The following is a 24,461-nucleotide window of genomic DNA, read 5'->3' as shown; positions in this document are numbered from 1 at the left end:
AAGGGCTGTGGGTCCGTGTTGGGATTGTGGGTCCGTGTTAGGACTGTGGGTCCGTGTTGGGATTGTGGGTCCGTGTTAGGACTGTGGTCCGTGTTGGGATTGTGGGTCCGTGTTAGGACTGTGGTCCGTGTTGGGATTGTGGGTCCGTGTTGGGACTGTGGGTCCGTGTTGGGACTGTGGGTCCGTGTTGGGACTGTGGGACGTGTGCGACCGGCTGGGTTGTATGTCACCGTACCGAGGCGACGTGTGGCTATTTAAGGTATCCCCGGGAAACGGGCTGGTATGAGCTGGCATGCAGTCGGGGCGGTCGACGACGCCGTCGACACGACCCGACGGTTCCTGTTCCCGTTCAGCCTGGTTCGCTGGGCAAAGCTCGCCCTCCTCGTCCTCCTGATGGGTGGAATATCGTTCAACACTTCCGTCTCCGTCCCGCCGTTCCCGAACGTCGAGTCGGAGACGGCGGGGTGGAGCGACTTCGCCGCGCTCGCCGCCGAGCTCGGCGTCAGCACGGAGGTGGTCGTCGCCATCGGCGCCGGCCTGTTCCTCCTCTCGTCGGTCCTCATCGTGCTCTCGACGGCGCTGCGGCTCGCCTTCTACGACGCGCTCCGAACGAACGTCGTCCGCATCTGGGACCCGTTCAAACGGCGTCTTAAGCCGGCTGCAGCCCTGTTCCTGTTCGTGCTGGGTGTGGGGGTTCTGTTAGCGGCCCCCTTCGTTCTCGTCGCGCTCGCCGTCGAGTACGGCTATCTCACCTTCGCCGGAACCTCGACGCCCGCGATCGCCGCCGCGGTGCTCGCGGCCTTGGTCTGGGTGGTCGCCGGACTGCTGGTGCTCCGGTTCACGGTGGAGTTCGTTGTCCCGGTGATGGTCCTCAGGGACGACGGGCCGGTTGCCGCGTGGCGCCGACTGTGGCCGACGATCCGCGAGTCGTGGCTCGGCTTCCTCGCGTACCTCGTGGTCCACTTCGTGTTGGGGATCGGGATCTCCGTGGTGGAGGGGATCATCTTCCTGCTGGTCGGCGGCACGGTCGCCGTGCTCGCCGGCGTGGTCCTTTTGGTCGGCGCCGGTCTGCTCGGCGGGTTCGGCGCGCTGACGGCGACCACTGCTGGGAGCGCGCTGATCGCCGTCGTGGTGCTCGTCGCGCTCGTAACGCTGTTCGTCGTCCTGATGCCGGTACGGGTGGTGACGCGGACGTACCTCATCGCATACGAGGTGTCGATGCTGGGCCGGACGGATCCCGATCTGATGCTGCTCTCCGACAACCTCGACCCGAACGCGGACGACGAGGGTGGAGACGGCGAGCGTGGAGACGGCGAGAGTGGAGACGGAGATGGCGATGCTGGCGTCACCGACGCTGACGATGGCGACCGCGGCGACGATCCCGCTGACCGCTCGGCTGACGCCGGCGCCCACGCCGCGCGCGACGACGAGTCGTCGGACGGGGAGTTCGACGACCGTCGATAGAGAGGATCGACGCTTTCGATCACCTTTTTACCCTGTTCGTGAAAGGGGTACCACATGGGACTGGATGACGACGCGCGGGAATATCACCGGGAGGACCCGCCGGGGAAGATCGAGATCGCGACGACGAAACCGACGAACACCCAGCGTGACCTCTCGCTGGCGTACTCGCCCGGCGTGGCGGCGCCGTGTCTCGACATCGCCGAGGATGACGACCAGGCGTTCGAGTACACCGCGAAGGGGAACCTCGTCGGCGTCGTCTCGAACGGCTCGGCCGTGCTCGGGCTCGGCGACATCGGTGCACAGGCCTCCAAACCCGTTATGGAGGGGAAGGGCGTCCTCTTCAAGCGGTTCGCCGACATCGACGTGTTCGACGTCGAGCTCGACATCGACGACGTGGACCCGTTCTGTGAGGCCGTCGCCGCGATGGAGCCCACCTTCGGCGGGATCAACCTGGAGGACATCAAGGCGCCCGAGTGTTTCGAGATCGAGGAGCGCCTCCGCGAGGAGATGGACATTCCCGTGTTCCACGACGACCAGCACGGCACCGCGATCATCTCCGGCGCCGCGCTGATCAACGCCGCCGACATCGGGGACAAGGACCTCTCGGAACTCGACATCGTCTTTTCGGGCGCAGGCGCGTCCGCGATCGCGACGGCGAAGTTCTACGTTTCGCTCGGCGCCAAAAAGGAGAACATCACGATGTGTGACTCCTCGGGAATCATCACGGAGGCCCGCGCCGAGGCGGGCGGGGTCAACGAGTACAAACGCGAGTTCGCCCGCGACGTGGAGGGCGGCGACCTCGCGGACGCGATGGAGGGCGCCGACGTGTTCGTCGGGCTCTCGATCGGCGGGATCGTCTCCCAGGAGATGGTCCGGTCGATGGCCGACAACCCGATCATCTTCGCGATGGCGAACCCCGATCCGGAGATCACCTACGAGGACGCCAAGGACGCGCGCGACGACACCGTGATCATGGCGACGGGGCGCTCGGACTACCCGAACATGGTGAACAACGTGCTCGGCTTCCCGTTCCTCTTCCGCGGCGCGCTCGACGTGCGCGCGACGGAGATCAACGAGGAGATGAAGGCGGCCGCCTCCGAGGCGCTCGCCGAGCTCGCCCGCAAGGACGTGCCCGACGCCGTCGTGAAGGCGTACGGCGACGACCCGCTCCAGTTCGGCCCCGACTACGTCATTCCGAAGCCGCTCGACCCCCGCGTGCTGTTCGAGGTCGCCCCGAAGGTGGCCGACGCCGCGATGGAGTCCGGCGCCGCGCGCACCTCCGTCGACCTCGACGCCTACCGCGAGCGGCTGGAGGCGCGCCTCGGCAAGTCCCGCGAGATGATGCGGGTCGTGCTCAACAAGGCGAAAAGCGACCCCAAACGCATCGCGCTCGCGGAGGGGACCGACGAGAAGATGATCCGTGCGGCCTACCAGCTCACCGAACAGGGGATCGCGGAGCCGGTGCTGTTGGGCGACGCCGACGAGATCCACCGCACCGCCGCGGACCTCGGACTCTCGTTCGAGCCGGAGATCGTCGACCCCGACCACCGCGACATCTCCGTCTACGCCGACCAGCTCTACGAGACGCGCAAGCGCAAGGGGATCACCCGCCGAGAGGCGGGCGAACTGGTCCGACGTGACACCAACTACCTCGGCAGCGCGATGGTGAAGACGGGTGACGCCGACGCCCTCCTGACGGGGCTTACCCACCACTACCCCTCCGCGCTTCGTCCGCCGCTGCAGATCATCGGCTCCGCGGAGGATGCCGACCACGTCGCCGGCGTCTACATGCTGACGTTCAAGAACCGCGTCGTGTTCTGTGCGGACACCACGGTGAACCAGGACCCCGACGAGGAGACGCTCGCCGAGATCACCCGCCACACCGCGGAGCTCGCCCGGCGGTTCAACGTCGAACCCCGTGCGGCGATGCTGTCGTACTCCAACTTCGGCAGCGTCGACAACGAGAGCACGCGACAGTCGCGTGAGGCCGTCGAGCTCCTCCACGAGGACCCGGAAGTCGACTTCCCGGTCGACGGCGAGATGCAGGCCGACACCGCCGTCGTCGAGGACATCCTCAACGGCACCTACGAGTTCTCGCAGCTCGACGAGGCCGCCAACGTGCTCGTGTTCCCGAACCTGGAGTCCGGGAACATCGGCTACAAGCTGCTCCAGCGGCTCGGCGGCGCGGAGGCCATCGGCCCGATGCTCGTCGGCATGGACGAGCCGGTCCACGTTCTCCAGCGGGGCGACGAAGTGAAGGACATCGTCAACCTCGCCGGCGTCGCCGTCGTCGACGCACAGGAGTAGGGTATACGCCGTACCGATTCTCGCTCCCCGCCGAAGGGGAGTTTTCCGAACGTTTGATCTCGAGTGTGGCAGTCTTTTATAAAGTGAGTGTCAGGAGAGAGGAGGACGATAACTACGAGCAGGGACCGTTGTGACCCCCAATACCGCACGATCAATGAATGGAGCACAGAGTATATATGGATCCCTCTCTACGAATCTTCTATGCCAGACGATACCAAGAGACGGTTGAGCAGACGTAACTACCTCCAGTTCGCCGGCGCGACATCCGGTATCGCGCTAGCCGGCTGTCTCGACGGCGACCCGGATGACCTCGACGACATCGAGAACGGGGACGAGAACGGCGAGGACGAGGATGACGACGACGAGCTCTCCGTCGAGGAGGACGAGGATCACCTCCACATCTCCCAGACGCAGAACCCGACGACGCTGGACCCGCACAACCACCGGGAGACGACGACGGACAACGTGCTGTTTCAGGCGTACGAGCTTCACCTCGCGCGCGACCTCGAGGGGAACCTCGTCGACGCCATCGCCACCGACTGGGAGGTCATCGACGACGAGACCTACCGGCTGGAGATCCGCGACGGCGTCCAGTTCCACGACGGCACCGAACTCGAACCGAGCGACTGCGCGTTCAGCATGAACCGCGTCGTCGACCCCGACGTGGGGAACCTCGAGAGCCCGCAGCGGGACCAGATTCCCGGCGTGGAGTCGGCCGAGGTATCGGACGACGGCGAGGCCGTGATCGTCAACTCCGACGGCGCATACCCCACGGCGTTCGCCGACCTCGGCTCCTACTGTCCCGTCGTCAGCGAGGACTGGATCATGGACCGGGAGCCCGAGGAGGTCGCCCAGGACATCAACGGGACCGGACCGTACGAGCTCGACGAGTTCGTCGACGGCGAGTACACCGACTTCGTGGCGTTCGAGGACTACTGGGACGGCGAGGCGGAGATCGGCAGCCTCCGGATCGACGCCGCCGAGGAGTCGAGCACCCGGATCAACAGCCTTCGCGCCGGCGAGATCGACGTCGCGACGGCGGTCCCCCCGACGGACGCGGGAGAGATCGAGAGCGACGAGGACACGTACATCGCCGACGGACCGAGCACGCGGATCCTCATGCTCCCGATGCGGAACGACGTGGAGCCGTTCGACAGCCAGGAGTTCCGGCAGGCGATGAACTACGCCATCGACCTCGACTCGATCGTCGAAAACGTGCTCTCCGGCTTCGGCGACGCCACGGGACAGCCGACGCTGGAGGGATACTTCGGTCATAACGAGGATATCGATCCGTACCCGTACGACCCGGAGCACGCCGAGGAGCTGGTCGACGAGAGCGGCCACGCGGGCGTCGAGATCGAGTTGACCGTTCCGTCGGGACGGTACCTGCTGAGCGACGAGATCGCGCAGGCGTGTGTGGGATACATCGACGAACTCGACAACGTCGACTGTGAGATCAACATGACCGACTTCGGGGAGCTGACCGGGGTCATCCTCGACGGCGACCTCGAAACGTCGCCGGAGTTCTTCCTCATCGGCTGGGGGAACACCACGTTCGACGCGCAGGCCAACCTCCTGCCGTGGCTCACCGAGGGAACCTCCCAGTACACGTTCGTCGACGACGAGCTCGAGGACCTCATCGCACAGGCGGAGACGGAGACCGACGACGACGCCCGCGAACAGCTTCTCAAGGACGCCTGCGAGCTCGCTCACGAACTCGCCGTGTTCGTCTTCCTCAACCGCGAGTACCTCATCTACGGGCTGAACCAGCGCGTCGAGTGGGAACCGACGCCGGATGAGTACACCCGCGCCTACGAGATGTCGATCCAGTAGGCCCCCCCTCACCGCACCGTCCCGTTCGACCTTCCCGTTCACACACAACTCTATCATGTCACAGTTTCAGTTCCTCATTCGCCGTGGTCTCCAGGGGCTTCTCGTCGTCTGGGGCGTCATCACCGTGGTGTTTCTGCTGCGGTTCATGACGCCCGGCAGTCCGGTCGACTTCGTCGCCCCGATCGACGCGGGTCCGGAGCTCAGAGCACAGATCGCCGCCAACCTGGGGTTGGACCAGCCGATGTACATTCAGTACGGTCAGTATCTCACCGGGCTGTTGCAGGGCGACATGGGCTACTCGTACATCAGAGGACGCCCCGCGGCAGAGATAATTTTCATGCGACTCCCGGCCACGATCGAGCTGGCGGTCGCGGCCACGGTCGTCGCCATTGCGTTCTCCATTCCGCTCGGCGTGCTTAGCGCGACGCGCAGGCACGAACCGGCGGACTACGCGGCGACCACCTTCTCGCTGGTCGGCATCAGCACGCCGAACTTCTGGCTCGGGATCATGCTCATCATGTTCGTCTCGGTCGGGCTCGGGCTGTTGCCGACGAGCCAGCGCCCGATCGGACTGCTCCCGGCACTCGAGCTACTGGTGTTCCACTTCGAGCCCGCCGGCGTGCGCATCTGGGTAACTCACATGATCCTCCCGGCGGTGACGCTGGGGACCTACTTCACCGCGATGATCGTCAGACTCACCCGAAGCGGCATGCTCGACGAGCTCGGACGACCCTACGTGCAGGCAGCCCGTGCGAAGGGGCTGCCGGAGACGCTCGTCACGTACAAACACGCGCTTCGGAACACGATGATCCCCATCATCACCGTGCTCGGCCTTCAGCTCGGGACGCTCATCGGCGGGGCCGTCATCACGGAGTACGTCTTCAACTGGCCGGGGCTCGGCACGCTGATCATCGACGCGATCAACGTGCGTGACTGGCCGATCATCCAGGGTGCACTCATCGTCATTGGCATTGGCTTCGTCGTTATCAACATCGCCGTGGACGCGCTGTACGCGCGGCTCAACCCGCGGGTGAGTCTCGAATGAGCTTCCTCTCGGACCGAGTCAAACGCAGCCTCCGCAAGGAGCTCCGCCGCAGCATGATGGCAAAGATCGGGCTGTTCCTCATCGCAGTGATGCTGATCGTGGCGACGTTCGCCCCGATCATCGCCCCTCACGACCCGACTGCACAGGAGCTGGAGGAAGGGAACCTCCCGCCGGCGGGCGTCACACAGACCAGCGAGGAGTTCCGGATGGTCGACGGCGAGCGACAGACGGAGACGGTCGTCATCGAGGGAACGCTCGACCATCCGATGGGGACGGACTCGCTCGGACGTGACCTGTTTTCACGGATACTGTTCGGCGCGCGAACGTCGCTGATGGTCGGGGTGTTGGGCACCCTCTTTGCCGTCGGCACCGGCGTCTCCGTCGGACTGACGGCCGGGTACTTCGGCGGCCGCGTCGACGACTCGCTGATGCGGTTCGCCGACGTGATGTTGGCGTTCCCGGCGCTCGTCCTCGCGATCGCGCTCGTGGGCTTGCTGGGGCCGCTGACAATACGCATACCGGACCCCTTCGTCGCCGCGGGGCTGGCGGAGGGGATGCCGGAAACGTTCGTCTTCCCGGTGACGCTGACGCTCGTGGTCGGCATCGTCAACTGGGTGTGGTTCGCCCGCATTGCGCGCGGCGAGGCGCTGTCGATCCGTCAGCAGGAGTACGTGAAGGCGGCGCGGAGCCTCGGCGCCAGCGACTGGACCATCCTTCGACAGCATGTGCTTCCAAACAGTCTCACTCCGATAATCGTGTTAGCGACAATACAGGTGGCGGCGATAATCCTTCTCGAGAGCTCGCTGTCGTTCCTCGGCTTCTCCGGAACGACGCTCTCGTGGGGCTTCGACATCGCACAGGGACGTGACTATCTCGGGACATCGTGGTGGATCTCCAGCATGCCTGGGATCGCCATCGTGGTCACCGTGATCGGGATCAACTTACTCGGCGACTGGCTCCGGGACGCGCTCGACCCGGGGCTGGACGGCGAACACGGAGGTGGGGTGTGATGTCCGACCCCCTGCTCCGCGTCGAAGGGCTGAAGACCCGGTTCTTCACCGAGGAGGGACAGGTGAACGCCGTCGACGGTCTCGACCTCGAGGTCGCGGACGGTGAGGTGTTCGGCGTCGTCGGCGAGTCCGGGTCCGGAAAGAGCGTCACCGCGCTGTCGATCGTCGGGCTGTTGGAGTCGCCCGGCCGCGTCACCGACGGCGAGATCTGGTACCGCAGCGAGGAGCTGGTCGAACGGGTGGCCGACGACCATCCGGAGGCGGTCGACGGGGAGTTCGTCGACCTGCTGCAGCTCCCCGACCCGATACGGCGGTCGCTCCGGGGAACGCACTTCGCCACGATCTTTCAGGATCCGATGAGCAGCTTCAACCCGAGTCTCACCGTCGGCGAGCAGATCGCGGAGGCGGTCGAGGCCCAACAGCGGGCGCGGTCGAATCCCCGGTCCGTCGAGGCCCGAACCCAGGGATACGGGCTCGGAAGCTACCTGCTGAGCTTCGTCTCCGACTCCCGCAACTACGTCTCCGAGGAGAGCCGGGACCGTGCCGTCGAGCTGCTCGACATGGTCGGCATCCCCGACCCCGTGCTCCGCGCCGACGAGCACCCGCACGAGTACTCGGGCGGCATGCTCCAGCGCGCGATGGTCGCGCAGGCGCTCGCCGGCGAGCCGGAGGTGCTGATCGCCGACGAGCCGACGACGGCACTCGACGTGACGATCCAGGCGCAGGTGCTCGACCTGCTCACCGATCTCCAGGAGGAGACGGGAATGACGATCCTGCTCATCACGCATAACCTCGGCGTCGTTGCGCGGATGTGTGACCGCGTCGGCGTGATGTACGCCGGCGAGGTCGTCGAGCGCGGCACGCTCTCGGACGTGTTCGACCACCCGGTCCACCCGTACACGCGGGGGCTGCTGGGAAGCATTCCGGACCTCGACGGTGACGGCGAGGGTGCCGGCGGCCGTCTCCAACCGATCGCCGGCAACGTTCCGAGCCTGCTCGACCACGAGCTACCGGACCGGTGTACGTTCGCTGACAGGTGTCCCAAGGCAATGACGACCTGTCTGGAGGACCCGCCGGAGTTCGACATCGACGCGGGCTCGGAGCAACACCGGGCGCGCTGTTTCCTCGCGAGGGAGCCGTACGACGAGGGGGCTGCGCTGCCGGACGACTACTTCGAGGGCGAGACGCCGGAGTCCGAGCCGGAGGCGGCCGCCGACGGAGGTGTCTCGCGATGAGCGGCGAGCCGCTGCTCAGCGTCCGCGACCTCGAAAAGTACTTCTACGAGGACGACACGGTCATCGACCGCGTGTTCGGCGACGGTCGGACGGCGATCAAAGCCGTTGACGGCGTCAGCTTCGACATCAACCGGGGCGAGACGCTGGGACTCGTCGGCGAGTCCGGCTGCGGGAAGTCAACGACCGGCGAGACGCTCCTCAGGCTTCAGGAGGCTACCGGCGGCACGGTCGAGTTCGATGGCGAGGACGTGTACGACCTCTCGGGCGACGCGCTCCAGGAGTTCCGCCGGGAGGCACAGGTGGTCTTTCAGGACCCCTTCTCCAGTTTGGACCCGCGAATGACGGTCGGCGAGATCGTCCGCCAGCCGCTGGAGATACACGACGTGGGGACCAGCGAGGAGCGCGCGGAGCGCGCCGCGGAGCTGCTTGAACACGTCGGGCTCTCGCCTGACCAGCTCGACCGCTATCCCCACGAGTTCTCGGGCGGCCAACGGCAGCGGATCGGGATCGCGCGGGCCCTCGCGCTCGAACCCGAGTTCTTCGTGCTCGACGAGCCCACGTCCGCGCTCGACGTGAGCGTGCAGGCGCAGGTGTTGAATCTGCTTGAGGACCTTCAAGCGGAGTTCGACCTCACCTACCTGCTGATAAGCCACGACCTCTCGGTGATCCGCCACGTCTGTGACCGCGTCGCCGTGATGTACCTCGGCGAGCTGGTCGAGGTTGGACCGGTCGACCGGATCTTCGCCGCGCCGAAACACCCGTACACGGAGGCGCTGCTCGCCAGCGTGCCGCGGGCGTCGACCGACGAACAGAGCCGCGAGCGGGAGACGATCTCCGGTGACGTTCCATCCCCACGGGACCCGCCGTCCGGCTGCTCGTTCCGCACTCGCTGTCCGGTCGTCATCCAGCCGGAGGGACTCGACATGCAGCAGTCCGCCTACCGCGAGGTCGTCGAGTACCGGACGCTGCTGGAGAACGGGCGGCTCGAACCCGACACTCGCTGGGAGAAGATCGGGGACCCGGACGAGACCGACGCCGCGGCGTTCGTCGACCACCTGTACGCGGACCTGTTCACGCACGAGTTCGAGGGGAGGGACCACGCCGTGATCACGGAGTCGATGGAGACGCTCGCCGCCGGGGATGTCGAGACGGCGATCGACCTGCTCCGGGACCGGTACGCCTCCGTCTGTGAGGCGGTCAATCCCGAGTTACCCGAGACGGGTCACCCGTCCGCCTGTCTGCGCGACGACCAGCCTGCCGCAATCACCGACGCGGTCGACGACTGGCACGCGGGCGTCACCAGCGGCGAGGGCGCGAGAGCCGACGCCGACGACTGACTCGCAGCCGAGGCCTGTCCTGGAGCGCGCCGGCGCGCTTCCCGCGGGGTCGCGTTCCCCCTCCCCTCCCGAAACGCCTACCACGCCGGCCGGCGAATCGCCGGTCATGCAAGCGCGTGACCTGATGCAGACGGACGTCGTCACGGCATCGCCCGATGACGACGTGAAGACGGTGCTCAAGCAGTTCGCCCGGCACTCGTTCAGCGGGTTTCCCGTGGTCGACGACGACCGGTTCGTGGTCGGCGTCGTCTCCGAATCCGACCTGGTGGACCTGTTCGAGCCCGACGACGAGACGTGGTGGGTCCCCGTCGGCCTCCCGCCGTTCGTCGACACGCTCACCTATCAGGTGACGCCGCCGTGGCAGGATCTGGACCTCGGCATCGACTTCGCGCGACTCGCCGACGACCCCGTCTCCGACGTGATGGAGACCGACGTGGAGACGGTGACGGCCGACACCGACATCGACGAGATCCTCGACCTGCTGGCGGGTGACGACCCCGACATCAACCGGCTGCCCGTCGTGGACGACACGGGCCGTCTCGTCGGCCTCGTCGCCCGCCAGGACGTGATCCGGGCGTTCCGCGACGAGCGGTTGTAGGCCGTTTTCGGGGCCTACTCCGGGACCCCGCCGGTGAGCCCGTCGCGGAGGTCCCGGCCGAAGTAGTGGCCGAGCAGCGCGAGCAGGAGTCCGGCGCCGCCGCCGACCGCCAGCAGGGTGAGCCCCCACTGCTGGAGGTAGCTGACGCCGATGGGGAGAAAGCCGACGCCGAGCACGCCGCTCACCGCGCTGAGCGCGCCGAAGCCGGCGCCCGCGATCCCGGTCTCGACGTAGCGACGGGTCGACGCGACGAGGCCGAGGAGGAACGCGCCCACGAACACGCCCGTCGCGGAGCCGAGCGTGCCGCCGACGACCGGCACCATCCCGCCGGCGACGACCGCGACGCCGAGGATGAGGACCGCGAACAGCAGCGCCTTCGCCGAGAACCAGCGGCCGTCCATCCCGATCCGCCCGCCGCCGGTGTCGCCTCGCGCTGGCGCGTCCGTGCCGCTCGTAGCGTCTTCGGCGCCCGCCACGTCGGCTCCCGAGGCCGCGTTCGCGCCCGCCCCGTCCGCCCCGCCCTCCTCGCGGAGGTCGTCGTCGAGGAGGTCGTCGAGGTCGTCGAGCGGGTCGCCGTCGTCAGCCTCCCGCTCCTTGGAGGGTTGCATGTTCGGAGATTCGGCTCCGAGACCTTGGCTCTTGTGTCGCGGCGGTGACTCTTCGTCGGCGCACCCGCGTTCAGTCGTACCGCATTCCGGCGCGCGAGACGGTCACACGCCGGCCGTCGAACGGCAACCGTTTTGAATCGGACACGCACAGATGACGTATGTTGATCACCGTCTCCGGCCCGCCCGGCAGCGGGAAGAGCACGAACGCCGCGGGACTCGCCGACGCGCTCGGCTACGAGCATATCAGCGGCGGCGACATCTTCCGCGAGATGGCCGCCGACAACGACATGACGCCCGTCGAGTTCAACGAGCACGCCGAGGACGACGAGGACGTCGACGAGGCGCTCGACGAGCGGCTCCACGAGATCGCCCACACCTGCGACAACGTGGTGCTCGAATCCCGGCTGGCGGGGTGGCTGGCCGGCGACGCCGCCGACCTCCGGCTCTGGTTCGACGCGCCGCTCGACGTGCGCGCCGACCGGATCGCCGAGCGCGAAGAGAAGTCGGTCGAAACCGCTCGCACCGAGACGAAGCGACGTGAGGCCTCGGAAAAGAAGCGCTATCTGGCGTACTACAACATCGACATCGACGACCTCACCATCTACGACGCGACGTACAACACCGCCCGCTGGGGGCCCGAGCCGTTCCTCGACGCGCTCGTCGCCACCGTCGAGGCGTATGACCCCGCCGACGACGAGGGGAAGTACCCCGTCGAGGGCGTCGAACACGACTTTTAAGCGTCGCCGGCGACCCGGTCTACACGAATGACCGACGACGCCGATCCCCTTCGTGTCGCTCCCGCGGAGCGTGCCGTCCCCGACCTGCTCCGGTTCGGCGTCGTCAACCTCGACAAGCCCGCCGGCCCCTCCTCCCACCAGCTCTCCGCGTGGACCCGCGATTCCGTGAACGAGACGCTGGCGGCGCTCGACCCCGACGGCGAGCGCATCGACGGCGTCGCGCACGGCGGGACGCTCGACCCGAAGGTGACCGGCTGTCTTCCCACCCTCTTGGGGACCGCCACCCGCGCCGCGCAGGTGTTTCTGGAGGGGCGCAAGGAGTACGTCTCCGTGCTGGAGCTCCACGGGCCGGCGCCCGCCACCCTTCGGGACGTGGCCGAGGAGTTCGAGGCCGAGGTGTACCAGAAGCCGCCCCGAAAGAGCGCGGTCACCCGCCGGCTCCGCACCCGGACGATCCACGAGCTCGACGTGCTCGAAGTCGACGAGCGGCAGGCCCTGCTCCGGATCGGCTGTGAGTCGGGCACCTACGTCCGGAAGCTCTGTCACGACATCGGGCTCGCGGCCGGCGTCGGCGCCCACATGGGCCACCTCCGGCGGACGGCGACCGACCCGTTCGACGACCGCGACCTTCACACCCAGCGGGACCTCGCCGACGCGCTGGCGTGGGCCCGCGAGGGCGACGACGACTACCTCCGGGAGGTCGTCCGCCCCGCGGAGGAGGCGCTAACCCACATTCCCGCGCTGACCATCGCCCCCTCCGCGGCGCGCAACGTGGCCGACGGCGCGCCCGTCTACGCGCCCGGCGTGATCGAGTCCGATCTCGACGCCGCGGACGCGAGCCACGGCGACGCGGCGCCGCTGGTCGCCTGTTTCGCGCCGAACGGGTCGGCCGTCTGTCTCGGCCGGTTCGTCGGCGACCCCGGCGCGGAGTCGGGCGTCGTCGTCGCGCTGGAGCGCGTGCTCCTCTAGGTCGCCAGCCGCCTCCGCCTCCGCACCCGCCCGCCGGGCGCAGGCGGCGCATGGCACGCGGAACCCCACCGCCGCGGCCGACGAGCTCGCACGCGGGACTGCTCCGGCACGCCCGGCACACCGACGGCGAGGACCCGAACCGCCATTCCCCGACGCGGACCCGAGTCCGCCGGGCCGCCGACCCTTCAAAAAGGGCACCCCGCCCGCCCCGACGGAGTCGTGAAACGAAGTCCTTAAGAAGTGGACTCCCATCGGTGTAAACGCAACACGGGACCGTGGGGTAGTGGTATCCTCTGCGGATGGGGTCCGTAGGACCTGAGTTCGACTCTCAGCGGTCCCATACCATTCTAAGCAGACTGACATAACCAAGAGCCTCAGCCACTCGAAACGGCTGATTTCGGCGTTCGGAGGTAGCCGATGACCCGCCTCGGCGTGACTTTTTGGCGGTACGCTCTTGTGTAGCACATTGTTGATGGAGAGCCGTCTTGCGATTCCGTGGTCGGTCGATCGGATCGAGAACGTACGACTCAGCGGTTCTGACGGCCGGCTACTGAATGAGATCTGTAACGGGTGACTGTATCAACAATCTCCTACGGAAGAGCGTTGGCGGTATTCACTCACACGAAGTTTGCGATCGGGTTTGTGCCCAGCTTCTGCTCGGACCACCCATGAAATCACGATTATTTGCAAACACTTCGAGACAGTTTGGCACACTCTGTCTAGGGTTTCCACGCCACGATCCCAACTGCGTTCATCACAGCGGTGACCGCTCCGCCGACGAGCTCGATGCCCGCGAGCGCCGGCTACAGCAGTTGTCGGGGAGGACGGGCGAGCACACGAAGTCCGGCGCGCTCGCCGGATTGCTGGACATGTCGCTAATCCATCACCTTCTCCTACGGATCGAGATGCTCTCGATCAGATGTACGTTCGCGCAAGCGACTGCACCGTCGGCTCCATAGACGCACGGATCGGACCAGCACCTAAACGGTGTTGGGCTATTATGTCAAAGAAGTCGAATTATATCCGTTGATATCTGGGCCGGACATTATATAAGCGAAGGGGGTGTAACTCAGCGTAGCCACGGTAGGCGTTCCGAAATGGAGGCCAGGAAAGAAGGGCTGACCCCAGTGTCCGGTAGGACACGTAGTGTTCATAGCCCAACCCACCTGACTCTTTCGGGCGTTGACGTGGGACAAACACAATGAACATCAAAGCGATATTCAACAATGACGGCGACGACCGGGCAGTATCGCCCGTGATCGGGGTTATACTCATGGTCGCAATCACTGTAATTTTGGCCGCCGTAATCGGGACGTTCGTGCTCGGGCTCGGTGACCAGATCGGTGAAAACGCACCGCAGGCGACGTTCTCCACTGATGTTGACGGGTTCGACAATGATACATCTGGCGGAGGCTTAGAGTTTACCATCGAGAAGACTGGGGGTCAAGACATTTCAGTCGATGACCTTCGAGTCACTGTCGATGGGAGTGATACTGGGGATTCAGTAGATGATGCATTAGATGAGGGTGAAACCTGGCGGACAGGACAAGAAGCAGTTTGGGATGACGGTGAACCCGCTGATTTCGATGGTGGCTTCGAGGAAGATGACCGAATCACCATTCGCATCATCCACAACCCGTCTGGTGACTCCGTGTACTCCACGACGGTGACGGTCCCTGAGGACGACTCGTAGAAAGGCGCTCACCACTTTTTCCACAACGCTCTTGTGGCGCAGATTGTTGGTGAGTCATAGCGCCGTTTCAAGGATGGTTTTGAGCGCTTCTTTCCCCGGTTTTCTGTACACTTCACGGCGAAGCTGAAACGCTCGGAAATACGGCGTGAGTCTGTCTTTAGACACACCTCGATGCGGCGAGAGCCACCGTCGCGCCAGCGACGCGTGGCTCTCACACGTGTTCACGTGAACATCTCCATCGACGTACTCGCCGTCACCGTGGACGACGTATTCACGAGTGAATGCGTCGTCCTCGTCAAGTGGATCGTACGCCCGAAAGCCGTCTGTGTAGACGGTTAACGACTCCTGCTGGCGGTCGGCCAGCAGGAGTCGAATCTTCGGTTCGGTCGCCGCTTTCGCCGGGATCACGTGCTGTTCACCTGTGCCACGATCTGCGAGAACAAATACAGGGAGTTTGTCCTCGGCGTACGTTCCACGTCCGCGCGTGGACAGGCCACGCGAGCGCGACCACCCGTCGCGCTCGCGGCCCTTGAGCCCCGCTTTCACGTAGAATTCGTCGATCTCAACGGGGCCTTTGAGATGGATCCGAGGCGCGTCCAGCGCTCGCAGGAAGCGCTGGACGCGCCGGTAGATCGTCTTGTACGAAACGTCAATTTCTACGTCTAACTGCCTGAAACTCGTGTTGAAGCGGATGTACGTGTAGACCGCGAGAAACCATTTCCTGAGCGCCACCGTAGAATGTTCGAAGATCGTGCCGGTCTGATCGTTGAACGTGCGGTCGCAATCCTTACACAGATACCGCTGAAACACGCGATAGCTGCCGTACCGAATCACAGATTCGCCACGGCAGCGTGGGCAATAGACGCCGTCGCGCCAGCGAACCTGTTCCAGCAGGTTCGCGGCGCGACGCTCCGAGACGAACGTCTTGATTGGGAACATCGTTCGTCGGGTGACGCGGACGCGTCACCCTTGCCTGCTGTGACTTCCAGCTACTGCTGAGAACTGACCAACAATCCTCTACCCAAGAGCGTTCCACAAATCACCGAACGTCTTGAGTTGCTACTGTAGTAAGCCGGAGAGAACAGAAGAAAGAGTAATGTAACTCCCACCAGCACTAACGAAACCTGCCGTGTGGGGGTTCCCCTTCGAACTGCTCAGATCCGGTATAGGCGCGCGCGGCACCCGCTGCGGGTCGTCCCGTAATCGCTGGCCTCACAGGGCTGACCAGTGACCGGACGCCACGGCGGCGCATAGCCTCGATACGCTGATACCGCACTTCCGTCCCAGTCCCACAGCGCCAGCCCCACCGACTCGCCGTCCCGGCGGGACGCGTGGTGGGGCGAGGGTGACGGCGACGAACGTCGGCCGCGGCGTCGAGCGCGCCGGCGAGGACGGTCCGGCCGCGGTCGGCGCTTTTACGCCACCGACGCCAAGCCGTCCCCGCCTCGTACCCGACCCTCCCCGAGCGTGTGGTGTGGGTCGCGGTCGACGATACGGCACGAGCGCCGTCCACGCCACCACCCCCAACGACGCCCTTTTTCCCTCGCGTCACCCACCCTCACACATGGAGACGCTGGAGTACGAGTGCGACTTCTGTGACGACACCCACGAGTCGCGGTTTCTCACCTCGCTGCCGACGCAGGCGTTGAGCCGGAAGGAGGTCGCCGCGCTCAACGAGCAGGCGCAGTTCGACGGGGTGGCGGGGCTGGAGTTCCACCCCTGTGAGCAGCATCCGCGCGGGGAGATCGCCACCGAGCAGCTGCTCGTCGAGCTCGACGGCGACCTGCTCTGCCTGCGGCTGGTGGGGGACGTGGGCTGGGCGCTGGAGGTGCGCCACGAGCTGGTCGACGCCGCGGACCACGAGACCGCGATCCGCGAGACGGCGGCGATCATGCTGGAGGAGGTGGCGCCCCCGGAGGACCACGAGGGGCCGCACGCCGGCGCGCACGGCCACGAGCACTAGCACTAGCTCGGGCGTGGAGCGTGGTCGTGCGCGAGCCCGGGCGTCGACCCCGGCAACAGCCGACGCCGGCGGCCGACGGAGGTGCGCCTCCGAGAGGTGGTGGCGATGACGCCAAAAAACCCGTTCACGTACAGTGCTGCTGGCGACCGCGGGCGGCCCCGCGGTCGCCGGGGTGATTCCAGCCCGTTCGAATCCGCCCGATCCCGTATTTGCGTGTGGCAGACGTTACGGGGAGCTCACGCTCCCGTCGCAGTGCGGCAGGTGCCGATCCCGTGGTGGCTCGTTCTCGATGGTGCGTGACTCACCTCTTGGGCACTGGTAACACGGACCAGTATATAAACCTCACGGCGGACCCGGGCCGTGCGTCAGCCGGCGCCCGCCGGCCTCGGGCCCTGGCACACGCCGGCGCGCGCAAGCGTTGCCGGTAGCGGGGTGAACCGCCACGTTTTCCCGGTACGGTGTGGGGTATAGGTGGGGATCCCGTATCGGAGAGTGAATGAGCAAGCAGTACACGACGCGTCGGCGGATCCTCCAGAGCGGGGCCGTCGTCGGCACGCTCGCGCTCGCCGGCTGTGCGGACGACGAGGAGCCGGACGAGGACCCCGAGGAGACGGAGGCGCCCACCGAGGAGCCCGAGTCGACTGACGAACCGACCGAGGAGGAGACGGAGGAGCCCGACGACGAGGGCGTCACGGACCCCACCTACGAGTTCTGGGCGTTCGACCAGGGCACCGACCGCGGCTACGTCTACCTCGGCGACGAGGACGGCAACCTCGAACTCGACGCGGAGCTCGACGTTGGCGAACTCGCGGACACGAACGGCGACGTGGTGCCGCACATGGTCGACTTCAACAGCACCGGCGAGTACGCCGCGGTCGCGTGTACCGCCGGCCGGCGCGTGCTCGTGTTCCGCGCCGAGGACCGCGAGCTCGTCGGCCAGGTCGAAACCGGCCCCGGCTCGCACTTCGCGGGCTTCACGCCGGACGACGAGTACATCCAGGTCGACGTGATCGACGACGAGAAACTCGTCCAGATCGACGTGGACCTCGACGAGGAGACGTTCGAGTACGGCGACGAGCTCGTCATCGCGGAGGACTCGACGTTCGCGGAGCGCGACGACGAGTTCGACGGCTCCGCGCCCATCTGTCACGACTACGACGACGACGGCTACTCGTACCACACGCTCGGGCCGTCCGTCCACAACTCCGGCGTGGTCGTCGTCGAGGTCGACTCCTTCAGCATCGAGACGGTGTTCGCGCCCGACGAGATCCGCGCGAACTGTGGGACGATCAAGGACCCCAACCGCGACCAGCTCTACCTCACCGCCGGCGCTCCGTCCAACGACGAGGAGACCGGCGGCGTCGGCGAGTGGTACGTGCTCGACACGGACGCCAAGGAGCCGATCCACCCCGACACCAACGAGCCGGTCGACGAGGACGACTACGCCTTCGAGGACGTCGCCCGCGACGCCGAGGGGTACGACACCCACGGCTTCTGGTTCGCCGACGACGAGCTGTTCGTGCTCAACCGCGAGACGCACGACGGCATCGTCATCGACCCCGAGACCAACGAGGTCACCGAGACGGTCGACGACTACGGCACCGCCCCCGACATCTTCTGGGGCACGCCCGAGGACAGCTTCCTGTTCGCGTCGCTACGCGGCCCGAACCCGGTCTCCGGCGACCCCCACGCGTCGGAGGGTGAGACGCCCGGCTTCTCCGTCTTCGACGTGGAGAGCCGCGAGGTCGTCGACGTGATCGAGCCCGACGGCGACGACCCCGAGAGCGACTTCCACGGCGTCGGCGGCCGCGAGCTGTAGGCCGACCGCCCGTTTGCGCCGGCGACCCCGACCGCTGCCGGCTCCTTTTTTATATCCGGCCCCCGAGCAGGCAGACATGAGCAACGACGACGGGGAGTATCCCGGCGACACCGATCCGCCGCCGGAGCCGGGCGAGAACGGGACCAACGCGAACGGCGGGCCCGAGGACCCCGACATCGAGGACCTGCTCGCCAAACTCGACGCGCTGGAGGCGACCGTCGACGACGCCGCCGAGCGCAGGAAGGTGCGCCAGACGATCGCCATGGTCGAGCGCATGCCGGGCAGCAAGGCGTTCACCACGCGGATCAGCAAGTACACCTCCCGCGACATGGCGGAGTCGTTCGTCGGCAGCGTGATCTTCGCGCTCCCCCTGCTCGTGGAGGACGGCGTCTTCGAGATCGCCGAGTGGTTCGTGGAGTTCACGCTCGGCGGCGTTCCGGTGTTCTTCATCGCTAACGCCGTGTTCGTGCTGGCGATGACCGGCGGACTCCTCTACTACGCGGACTTCCGTGAGGTGCAGATCACGAACCCCTTCCTCGGGTTTATCCCACGGCGATACGTCGGCGTCCTCGGCGTTTCGTTCGTGACGGCGTTCGGCATGATGCTGATGTGGGGCCGTCTCGCGGAGGAGGATCCGACGGCGCTCGAACAGCTCGCACGAATCACGGTGATCTGGGCGGCGGCGGCGTTCGGCGCCGCGCTCGGCGACATCCTCCCGGGCGAGTCGCAGGGTGAGGACGTCGGCGACATGTTCGACTGACGGGGCCGTACGGTTCCGTCTCCACCCCGGGTTCTCTCCGCTTCCCACCCTCCCTTTTACCACACGGCGGTGCAACCGCTCGTCATGACCAGCCGAAATGCGGGCGGCGCCGGCGGTTCGGAACGCGGGCGGTCGGCGCGCACGGACGCCGATCCGGCAACCGACGACCCGGACATCGACGACCTGCTCGCCAAACTCGACGCGCTGGAGGCGACCGTCGACGAACCGCACGAGCGCGAGAAGGTTCGACAGACGATCTCGCTCGTCGAGCGCATGCCGGGGAGCCGGGCGTTCACCACACGAATTAGCAAGTACACCTCCCGCGACGTGGCCGAGTCGTTCGTGGGCGGGATCCTGCTCTCCTTGCCCCTGCTCGTCGAGGACGGCGTCTTCGAGATCGCCGAGTGGTTCGTGGCGGTGACGCTCGGCGGCATCCCGGTGTTTCTCCTCGCCAACGTGGCGTTCATCGTCGCGATGACGGCCGGGCTCATCTACTACGCCGACTTCCGTGACGTAGAGGTTCGGAACCCGCTTTTGGGCGTTGTCCCGCGGCGACTAGTGGCGGTGTTGACCATCTCGTTCGTCGTCGCCGCCGGCATGATGCTGCTGTGGGGACGGCTCCACGAGGAGGGGCCGACGGCGCTGGAGGCGCTGGGCCGGATAACGGTGGTCTGGGCGGCGGCGGCGTTCGGCGCCGCGCTCGGCGACATCCTCCCCGGCGAGTCCGAGGGACGGAACGTCAGCGACCGGCTGGACGACATCGGCGACGCGATCCGCGACGACTGACTCCGCGCGCTCGCCGACGCGCGCACCCGCTCACGGCGGACAGTGCGGCCGCTCACAGTGCAACTGATCGAAGGAAAACCGCGACGTTAGTTGTCGCCCGTCTTCGACTGCCAGGCGTAGTCGCGGCGCTTCGCGGACTTGCCGAACCCACACGAGGCACAGCGCTCCTTGGTGAGGTGGTAGGAAGCCTCGCCACAGCGACGGCATTTCACGTGTACGGTCTTGTTCTTTTTACCCTGAGAGGGCGTACCAGAGCCGGTCATGCTTTGATCGTGACGACGTTATCGCCGCGTATAATCGTTGTGTCTTCGATGGCGACCGCGAACTCCTCGTCGAGCTCGGCGTCGACACGCGTTTCCACGTCGGTTTCCGGCTCGATCACCACGTTCATGTGCTGGTCGTAACCGGAGAGCACTCCGTAGTAGGTCGTTCCGTCCTTCAGATGTACAGTCACTGGCTCCTCGAGCGACGCTTCGAGCACGTCGAGGGGTCGACCACTCATTACCTACATCGCCGCCCGTCGCACTATTAAAAATACCGGGACCCGCCCGACGACGGGGCGCTCCATGTCAACTGGGGGATCGTTCGTCGCGGATCGTTCCCTCGGGGGTCGAACCCGGTAGTTTTTAAGATGGGCCTCTGTACTGTGCGATACCAAACTCCCGCGGGACACGGTGAGCCGAAGACGGCTCGGCCGTAGCGGGGCCTTCACCGACGTGCTGGAAGATGCCGGGGCTGGCGGCCCCCATGCGGGGTTTATAAGCGACGCCGTTCGCGGCGTCGGCACACAAACCATGGAAATCGAAATCGCAACCATTGGCGGATACGAGGAAGTCGGTCGACAGATGACGGCCGTCCGTGCGGGCGAGGACATCGTCATCTTCGACATGGGCCTGAATCTGAGTAAGGTCCTGATCCACGACAACGTGGAGACCGAGAAGATGCACAGTCTCGACCTGATCGACATGGGCGCCATTCCGGACGACCGCGTGATGTCCGACCTCGAGGGCGACGTGCAGGCCATCGTGCCCACGCACGGCCACCTCGACCACATCGCGGCGATCCCGAAGCTCGCACACCGATACGACGCCCCCGTCGTGGCGTCGCCGTACACGATCGAGCTGGTCAAACAGCAGATCCAGGGCGAGAGCAAGTTCACCGTCGACAACGACCTGGTGAAGATGAAGGCGGGCGGCACGATGTCCATCGGCGACTCCGGCGAGATCGAGATGGAGTTCGTCAACGTCACCCACTCGATCATCGACGCGATCAACCCGGTGCTCCACACGCCGGAGGGCGCCGTCGTCTACGGGCTCGACAAGCGCATGGACCACGACCCGGTCATCGGCGACCCGATCGACATGGAGCGCTTCCGCGAGATCGGCCGCGAGGGCGAGGGCGTGCTCGCGTACATCGAGGACTGTACGAACGCCGGGCGCAAGGGGCGCACGCCGTCGGAGTCCGTCGCGCGCGAACACCTGCGTGACACGATGCTGTCGATGGAGGACTACGACGGCGGCATCGTCGCCACGACGTTCTCCTCACACATCGCCCGCGTGAAGTCGCTCGTCGAGTTCGCCCGCGAGATCGGCCGCCAGCCGGTCCTGCTCGGGCGCTCGATGGAGAAGTACTCCGGCACCGCCGAGCGACTCGACTTCGTCGACTTCCCCGGCGACCTCGGCATGTACGGCCACCGGAAGTCCGTCGACCGCACGTTCAAGCGGATCATGAAGGAGGGGAAGGGTAACTTCCTCCCCATCGTCACCGGCCACCAGGGCGAGCCCCGCGCGATGCTCACCCGGATGGGCCGCGGCGAGACTCCCTACGAAATCGAGGACGGCGACAAGGTGATCTTCTCCGCGCGGGTCATTCCGGAGCCGACCAACGAGGGCCAGCGCTACCAGTCCGAACAGCTGCTCCGGATGCAGGGGGCCCGCATCTACGACGACATCCACGTCTCCGGGCACCTCCGCGAGGAGGGCCACTACGAGATGCTCGACGCGCTCCAGCCCCAGCACGTCATTCCGGGCCACCAGAACCTGAAGGGCTTCTCGCCGTACGTGAGCCTCGCGTCCTCGCAGGGGTACAGCCTCGGGCGTGACCTCCACGTCACGGAGAACGGCAACACGATCCAGCTCGTCGAATGACGACCGAATCCACGGAGGCGCGGGTGCTCGACGCCATCCGCGAGCGGCGCGAGCTGATAAACGCCGCTATCGACGAGGAGCTGCCGATCCAGCGGCCGGAACGACTGTACGAGGCCTCCCGCTACATCCTCGAAGCCGGCGGGAAGCGGCTTCGCCCGACCGTCACGATGTTGGCCGCGGAGGCGATCACCGACGTGCCGCCGATGACCGGCGACTACCGGTCGTTCGAGGCGCTCGACGGCGGCGAGGTCGACGTCATGCGGGCGGCGGTGTCGATCGAGATCATCCAGTCGTTCACCCTCATTCACGACGACATCATGGACGAGGACGACCTCCGGCGCGGCGTGCCGGCGGTCCACGAACAGTACGACACGTCGACGGCGATCCTCGCCGGCGACACCCTGTATTCGAAGGCGTTCGAGATCATGACCGAGACGGGTGCCGACCCCGCCCGCGGGCTGGAGGCGATGCGGCTGCTCGCGTCCACCTGCACGGAGATCTGTGAGGGGCAGGCGCTCGACGTCGCCTTCGAGACGCGCGACGACATCCTCCCCGAGGAGTACCTGGAGATGGTCGAGCTGAAAACCGCCGTGCTGTACGGCGCCGCCGCCGCCACGCCCGCAGTGCTGCTCGGCAGCGACGACGAGGTCGTCGACGCGCTCTACCAGTACGGCATCGACTCCGGGCGCGCGTTCCAGATCCAGGACGACGTGCTCGACCTGACGGTGCCGTCGGAGGAACTTGGCAAACAGCGGGGCTCGGACCTCGTCGAGGACAAGGAGACGCTGATCACCCTCCACGCGCGCCAGCAGGGCGTCGACGTCGACGCGCTCGTCGACGCCGACACGCCCGCCGAGATGACCGAGGCGGCGGTCGACGACGCCGTCGCCGCCTTGGAGGAGTCCGGCTCCATCGCGTACGCCCGCGAGAAGGCCGAGGACCTCACCGCGCGCTCGAAAGGGCATCTGCAGGTGCTCCCCGACAACGAGGCTCGTCGGCTGTTGGAGGACATCGCGGACTACCTCATCGCGCGCGGCTACTGAGCCGGAGCCCGTTCGGGCGCCGATTTTCGCCGGCGTTTTCGACGCGTTCTCACGAGCGATATTCACCGGAAGCGTGGTGTGTTCGGCGGGGTCGTCTCTCCCCCCTCCCTCGCCGCATGGCGCACGCCGGCGAACGGACACCGCTTTATCAGGCGAGACCCTTGCTTCGTGCGTGTCCCGGTATCGAGACGTGCTGTTGTTTTTCACGCTGGCACTGCTGTGGGGTGGCTCGTTCGTCGCGATCGAGGTCGGGCTCGACTACTATCCGCCCGTGTTGTACGCCGCCTACCGGTTCGACATCGCGGCGCTGCTGTTGGTGAGCTACGTCCTGCTTACCGAGTCGGACGCCATTCCCCGAACGCGCGGCGACCTCGCCGCGATCGGGTTCAGCGGCGGGCTCTCGGTGGCCGCGAACAACTCCCTCCTGTTCGTCGGCCAGCAGTACACGACGAGCGGCATCGCCTCCATCACGTACAGTCTGGTCCCCATCGTCACCGCCGCGGTGGCCGCGGCGTGGGTGGGCGGCTCCGACCTCGACGCGCGCGGCATGATCGGCGTGGTGCTCGCCTTCCTCGGCGTCGCGCTCGTCGCCCAGCCGGACCCCGCGAACCTGGCCGGCGGCGTCACGGTCGGCGTCGCGCTGATCGCGGTCGGCGTCATCGCCGTCTCCGTGGGGAGCGTCGGGCTCCGCACGGTGGAGACGACGTTTTCGAGCATCGCGCTCACCGGCTGGGCGATGCTGTTCGGCGGGCTGTTGATGCACGGGTTCAGCGTCGGCCTCGGCGAGCCACAGGGACCGCCGGTGTTTCTCGCGGAGCCGCTGGTGGCGCTGTTGTTCCTCTCGGTCTGCTCGTCGGCGGTCGCCTACTCCATCTACTTCACCCTACTCGACCGGCTGGGCGCCTTCGAGATCAACCTCGTCTCCTACGTCGTGCCCGTCGTCGCCACGGTCGCCGGCGTGCTCCTGCTTGGCGAGACCGTCACGTGGCTCACGGTCGCCGGGTTCGTCGTCATCGTTGCGGGCTTCGGACTGGTGAAGCGGCACGCGATCGCGGAGGAAGTGCCGAAGCTGGCCGCGAGGATGGGCGGGCTGTTCTGAGGGGTCGT

Annotated in this window: 22 protein-coding genes and 1 tRNA gene; 19 read left to right on the top strand and 4 right to left on the bottom strand. The window is 66.4% G+C overall.

The genetic code is table 11. The features are described from left to right. Nucleotides 1-282 precede the first annotated feature (282 nt). The 8 genes from ACYQ07_RS13830 to ACYQ07_RS13795 all read left to right on the top strand — a co-directional run bounded on the left by ACYQ07_RS13830 (nucleotide 283) and on the right by ACYQ07_RS13795 (nucleotide 10,829). Nucleotides 283-1,464 (top strand): DUF7544 domain-containing protein, encoded by a 1,182-nt coding sequence (locus tag ACYQ07_RS13830; protein WP_459882585.1) that lies wholly within the window; start codon nucleotides 283-285, stop codon nucleotides 1,462-1,464. A gap of 54 nt (nucleotides 1,465-1,518) precedes the next feature. Beyond that, a complete protein-coding gene (locus ACYQ07_RS13825) occupies nucleotides 1,519-3,771 on the top strand; it encodes an NADP-dependent malic enzyme (protein ID WP_459882583.1) in 2,253 nt (750 codons plus the stop codon). 201 nt (nucleotides 3,772-3,972) lie between these two features. Next, the gene (locus tag ACYQ07_RS13820) at nucleotides 3,973-5,604 is read left to right on the top strand and encodes an ABC transporter substrate-binding protein (RefSeq protein WP_459882581.1); all 1,632 of its coding nucleotides are present in this window, start codon (nucleotides 3,973-3,975) and stop codon (nucleotides 5,602-5,604) included. Nucleotides 5,605-5,659: 55 nt separating this feature from the next. Next, nucleotides 5,660-6,649 carry an ABC transporter permease gene (locus ACYQ07_RS13815; protein ID WP_459882579.1) on the top strand — a complete coding sequence of 330 codons (990 nt, stop codon included), beginning with the start codon at nucleotides 5,660-5,662 and terminating at the stop codon, nucleotides 6,647-6,649. After that, nucleotides 6,646-7,659, top strand: coding sequence for an ABC transporter permease (locus ACYQ07_RS13810; protein WP_459882578.1), 1,014 nt, complete (start codon nucleotides 6,646-6,648; stop codon nucleotides 7,657-7,659). Before ACYQ07_RS13815 ends, ACYQ07_RS13810 begins: the two co-directional genes overlap by 4 nt. Next, nucleotides 7,659-8,894, top strand: a complete 1,236-nt coding sequence (locus ACYQ07_RS13805) for an ABC transporter ATP-binding protein (RefSeq protein WP_459882576.1) — start codon at nucleotides 7,659-7,661, stop codon at nucleotides 8,892-8,894. The genes ACYQ07_RS13810 and ACYQ07_RS13805 overlap by 1 nt, the downstream gene beginning before the upstream one ends. Continuing rightward, complete coding sequence (locus tag ACYQ07_RS13800) at nucleotides 8,891-10,231, top strand: ABC transporter ATP-binding protein (protein ID WP_459882574.1); 1,341 nt, start codon at nucleotides 8,891-8,893, stop codon at nucleotides 10,229-10,231. The genes ACYQ07_RS13805 and ACYQ07_RS13800 overlap by 4 nt, the downstream gene beginning before the upstream one ends. 106 nt (nucleotides 10,232-10,337) lie before the next feature. Continuing rightward, nucleotides 10,338-10,829: a CBS domain-containing protein gene (locus tag ACYQ07_RS13795; RefSeq protein ID WP_459882572.1), complete on the top strand. Its 492-nt coding sequence runs from the start codon at nucleotides 10,338-10,340 to the stop codon at nucleotides 10,827-10,829. Between the two features lie 14 nt (nucleotides 10,830-10,843). Here the strand turns inward: ACYQ07_RS13795 and ACYQ07_RS13790 are convergent, their stop codons facing one another. Continuing rightward, nucleotides 10,844-11,437: a hypothetical protein gene (locus ACYQ07_RS13790; RefSeq protein ID WP_459882569.1), complete on the bottom strand. Its 594-nt coding sequence runs from the start codon at nucleotides 11,435-11,437 to the stop codon at nucleotides 10,844-10,846. A gap of 158 nt (nucleotides 11,438-11,595) precedes the next feature. Here ACYQ07_RS13790 and cmk point away from each other — a divergent pair, with 158 nt between their 5' ends. The 4 genes from cmk (at nucleotide 11,596) to ACYQ07_RS13770 (ending at nucleotide 14,836) form a co-directional block, all read left to right on the top strand. Beyond that, nucleotides 11,596-12,174, top strand: a complete 579-nt coding sequence (gene cmk / locus ACYQ07_RS13785; protein WP_459882567.1) for a (d)CMP kinase — start codon at nucleotides 11,596-11,598, stop codon at nucleotides 12,172-12,174. A 27-nt stretch (nucleotides 12,175-12,201) separates the two neighbouring features. After that, on the top strand, nucleotides 12,202-13,143 hold the full coding sequence (locus ACYQ07_RS13780) for an RNA-guided pseudouridylation complex pseudouridine synthase subunit Cbf5 (protein WP_459882565.1): 942 nt from the start codon (nucleotides 12,202-12,204) through the stop codon (nucleotides 13,141-13,143). A 269-nt stretch (nucleotides 13,144-13,412) separates the two neighbouring features. Continuing rightward, nucleotides 13,413-13,483: transfer RNA gene (locus ACYQ07_RS13775), tRNA-Pro, on the top strand. Between the two features lie 861 nt (nucleotides 13,484-14,344). After that, on the top strand, nucleotides 14,345-14,836 hold the full coding sequence (locus ACYQ07_RS13770) for a type IV pilin domain-containing protein (protein WP_459882563.1): 492 nt from the start codon (nucleotides 14,345-14,347) through the stop codon (nucleotides 14,834-14,836). Nucleotides 14,837-14,890: 54 nt separating this feature from the next. On the opposite strand, the gene ACYQ07_RS13765 is transcribed toward ACYQ07_RS13770, so the two are convergent. After that, nucleotides 14,891-15,775: an IS1595 family transposase gene (locus ACYQ07_RS13765; protein WP_459882561.1), complete on the bottom strand. Its 885-nt coding sequence runs from the start codon at nucleotides 15,773-15,775 to the stop codon at nucleotides 14,891-14,893. A gap of 625 nt (nucleotides 15,776-16,400) precedes the next feature. On the opposite strand from ACYQ07_RS13765, the gene ACYQ07_RS13760 reads away from it, so the two are divergent. From ACYQ07_RS13760 to ACYQ07_RS13745, 4 genes are all read left to right on the top strand, one after another. Then, nucleotides 16,401-16,799 (top strand): DUF7964 domain-containing protein, encoded by a 399-nt coding sequence (locus ACYQ07_RS13760; protein ID WP_459882559.1) that lies wholly within the window; start codon nucleotides 16,401-16,403, stop codon nucleotides 16,797-16,799. Between the two features lie 496 nt (nucleotides 16,800-17,295). Further along, nucleotides 17,296-18,618, top strand: coding sequence for a YncE family protein (locus tag ACYQ07_RS13755; protein WP_459882558.1), 1,323 nt, complete (start codon nucleotides 17,296-17,298; stop codon nucleotides 18,616-18,618). A gap of 76 nt (nucleotides 18,619-18,694) precedes the next feature. Next, nucleotides 18,695-19,378, top strand: coding sequence for a DUF2391 domain-containing protein (locus ACYQ07_RS13750; RefSeq protein WP_459882556.1), 684 nt, complete (start codon nucleotides 18,695-18,697; stop codon nucleotides 19,376-19,378). An 84-nt stretch (nucleotides 19,379-19,462) separates the two neighbouring features. Then, nucleotides 19,463-20,164 (top strand): DUF2391 family protein, encoded by a 702-nt coding sequence (locus ACYQ07_RS13745; RefSeq protein ID WP_459882553.1) that lies wholly within the window; start codon nucleotides 19,463-19,465, stop codon nucleotides 20,162-20,164. A gap of 86 nt (nucleotides 20,165-20,250) precedes the next feature. Here the strand turns inward: ACYQ07_RS13745 and ACYQ07_RS13740 are convergent, their stop codons facing one another. Next, on the bottom strand, nucleotides 20,251-20,427 hold the full coding sequence (locus ACYQ07_RS13740; protein ID WP_459882551.1) for a 50S ribosomal protein L37e: 177 nt from the start codon (nucleotides 20,425-20,427) through the stop codon (nucleotides 20,251-20,253). Beyond that, nucleotides 20,424-20,666, bottom strand: a complete 243-nt coding sequence (locus ACYQ07_RS13735) for an LSM domain-containing protein (protein WP_459882550.1) — start codon at nucleotides 20,664-20,666, stop codon at nucleotides 20,424-20,426. Before ACYQ07_RS13735 ends, ACYQ07_RS13740 begins: the two co-directional genes overlap by 4 nt. 292 nt (nucleotides 20,667-20,958) lie before the next feature. Between ACYQ07_RS13735 and ACYQ07_RS13730 the strand changes: the two genes are divergently transcribed. The 3 genes from ACYQ07_RS13730 to ACYQ07_RS13720 all read left to right on the top strand — a co-directional run bounded on the left by ACYQ07_RS13730 (nucleotide 20,959) and on the right by ACYQ07_RS13720 (nucleotide 24,453). Beyond that, a complete protein-coding gene (locus ACYQ07_RS13730; RefSeq protein WP_459882548.1) occupies nucleotides 20,959-22,311 on the top strand; it encodes an RNase J family beta-CASP ribonuclease in 1,353 nt (450 codons plus the stop codon). Beyond that, on the top strand, nucleotides 22,308-23,354 hold the full coding sequence (idsA3, locus tag ACYQ07_RS13725) for a geranylfarnesyl diphosphate synthase (protein WP_459882546.1): 1,047 nt from the start codon (nucleotides 22,308-22,310) through the stop codon (nucleotides 23,352-23,354). Before ACYQ07_RS13730 ends, idsA3 begins: the two co-directional genes overlap by 4 nt. A 172-nt stretch (nucleotides 23,355-23,526) precedes the next feature. Further along, nucleotides 23,527-24,453 carry a DMT family transporter gene (locus ACYQ07_RS13720; protein WP_459882545.1) on the top strand — a complete coding sequence of 309 codons (927 nt, stop codon included), beginning with the start codon at nucleotides 23,527-23,529 and terminating at the stop codon, nucleotides 24,451-24,453. Nucleotides 24,454-24,461: the final 8 nt, after the last annotated feature.

The organism is Halorubrum gandharaense (assembly GCF_054654575.1).
The sequence above is the reverse complement of the archived record's forward strand: the minus strand, read 5'-3'. Positions and strand labels throughout refer to the sequence as shown.

Excerpts from the sequence above, each read along its gene's own strand:
- ACYQ07_RS13830 (WP_459882585.1), top strand. The coding sequence starts at position 283 with ATGAGCTGGCATGCAGTCGGGGCGGTCGACGACGCCGTCGACACGACC.
- ACYQ07_RS13825 (WP_459882583.1), top strand. The coding sequence starts at position 1,519 with ATGGGACTGGATGACGACGCGCGGGAATATCACCGGGAGGACCCGCCG.
- ACYQ07_RS13820 (WP_459882581.1), top strand. The coding sequence starts at position 3,973 with ATGCCAGACGATACCAAGAGACGGTTGAGCAGACGTAACTACCTCCAG.
- ACYQ07_RS13815 (WP_459882579.1), top strand. The coding sequence starts at position 5,660 with ATGTCACAGTTTCAGTTCCTCATTCGCCGTGGTCTCCAGGGGCTTCTC.
- ACYQ07_RS13810 (WP_459882578.1), top strand. The coding sequence starts at position 6,646 with ATGAGCTTCCTCTCGGACCGAGTCAAACGCAGCCTCCGCAAGGAGCTC.
- ACYQ07_RS13805 (WP_459882576.1), top strand. The coding sequence starts at position 7,659 with ATGTCCGACCCCCTGCTCCGCGTCGAAGGGCTGAAGACCCGGTTCTTC.
- ACYQ07_RS13800 (WP_459882574.1), top strand. The coding sequence starts at position 8,891 with ATGAGCGGCGAGCCGCTGCTCAGCGTCCGCGACCTCGAAAAGTACTTC.
- ACYQ07_RS13795 (WP_459882572.1), top strand. The coding sequence starts at position 10,338 with ATGCAAGCGCGTGACCTGATGCAGACGGACGTCGTCACGGCATCGCCC.
- ACYQ07_RS13790 (WP_459882569.1), bottom strand. The coding sequence starts at position 11,437 with ATGCAACCCTCCAAGGAGCGGGAGGCTGACGACGGCGACCCGCTCGAC.
- cmk (WP_459882567.1), top strand. The coding sequence starts at position 11,596 with ATGTTGATCACCGTCTCCGGCCCGCCCGGCAGCGGGAAGAGCACGAAC.
- ACYQ07_RS13780 (WP_459882565.1), top strand. The coding sequence starts at position 12,202 with ATGACCGACGACGCCGATCCCCTTCGTGTCGCTCCCGCGGAGCGTGCC.
- ACYQ07_RS13770 (WP_459882563.1), top strand. The coding sequence starts at position 14,345 with ATGAACATCAAAGCGATATTCAACAATGACGGCGACGACCGGGCAGTA.
- ACYQ07_RS13765 (WP_459882561.1), bottom strand. The coding sequence starts at position 15,775 with ATGTTCCCAATCAAGACGTTCGTCTCGGAGCGTCGCGCCGCGAACCTG.
- ACYQ07_RS13760 (WP_459882559.1), top strand. The coding sequence starts at position 16,401 with ATGGAGACGCTGGAGTACGAGTGCGACTTCTGTGACGACACCCACGAG.
- ACYQ07_RS13755 (WP_459882558.1), top strand. The coding sequence starts at position 17,296 with ATGAGCAAGCAGTACACGACGCGTCGGCGGATCCTCCAGAGCGGGGCC.
- ACYQ07_RS13750 (WP_459882556.1), top strand. The coding sequence starts at position 18,695 with ATGAGCAACGACGACGGGGAGTATCCCGGCGACACCGATCCGCCGCCG.
- ACYQ07_RS13745 (WP_459882553.1), top strand. The coding sequence starts at position 19,463 with ATGACCAGCCGAAATGCGGGCGGCGCCGGCGGTTCGGAACGCGGGCGG.
- ACYQ07_RS13740 (WP_459882551.1), bottom strand. The coding sequence starts at position 20,427 with ATGACCGGCTCTGGTACGCCCTCTCAGGGTAAAAAGAACAAGACCGTA.
- ACYQ07_RS13735 (WP_459882550.1), bottom strand. The coding sequence starts at position 20,666 with ATGAGTGGTCGACCCCTCGACGTGCTCGAAGCGTCGCTCGAGGAGCCA.
- ACYQ07_RS13730 (WP_459882548.1), top strand. The coding sequence starts at position 20,959 with ATGGAAATCGAAATCGCAACCATTGGCGGATACGAGGAAGTCGGTCGA.
- idsA3 (WP_459882546.1), top strand. The coding sequence starts at position 22,308 with ATGACGACCGAATCCACGGAGGCGCGGGTGCTCGACGCCATCCGCGAG.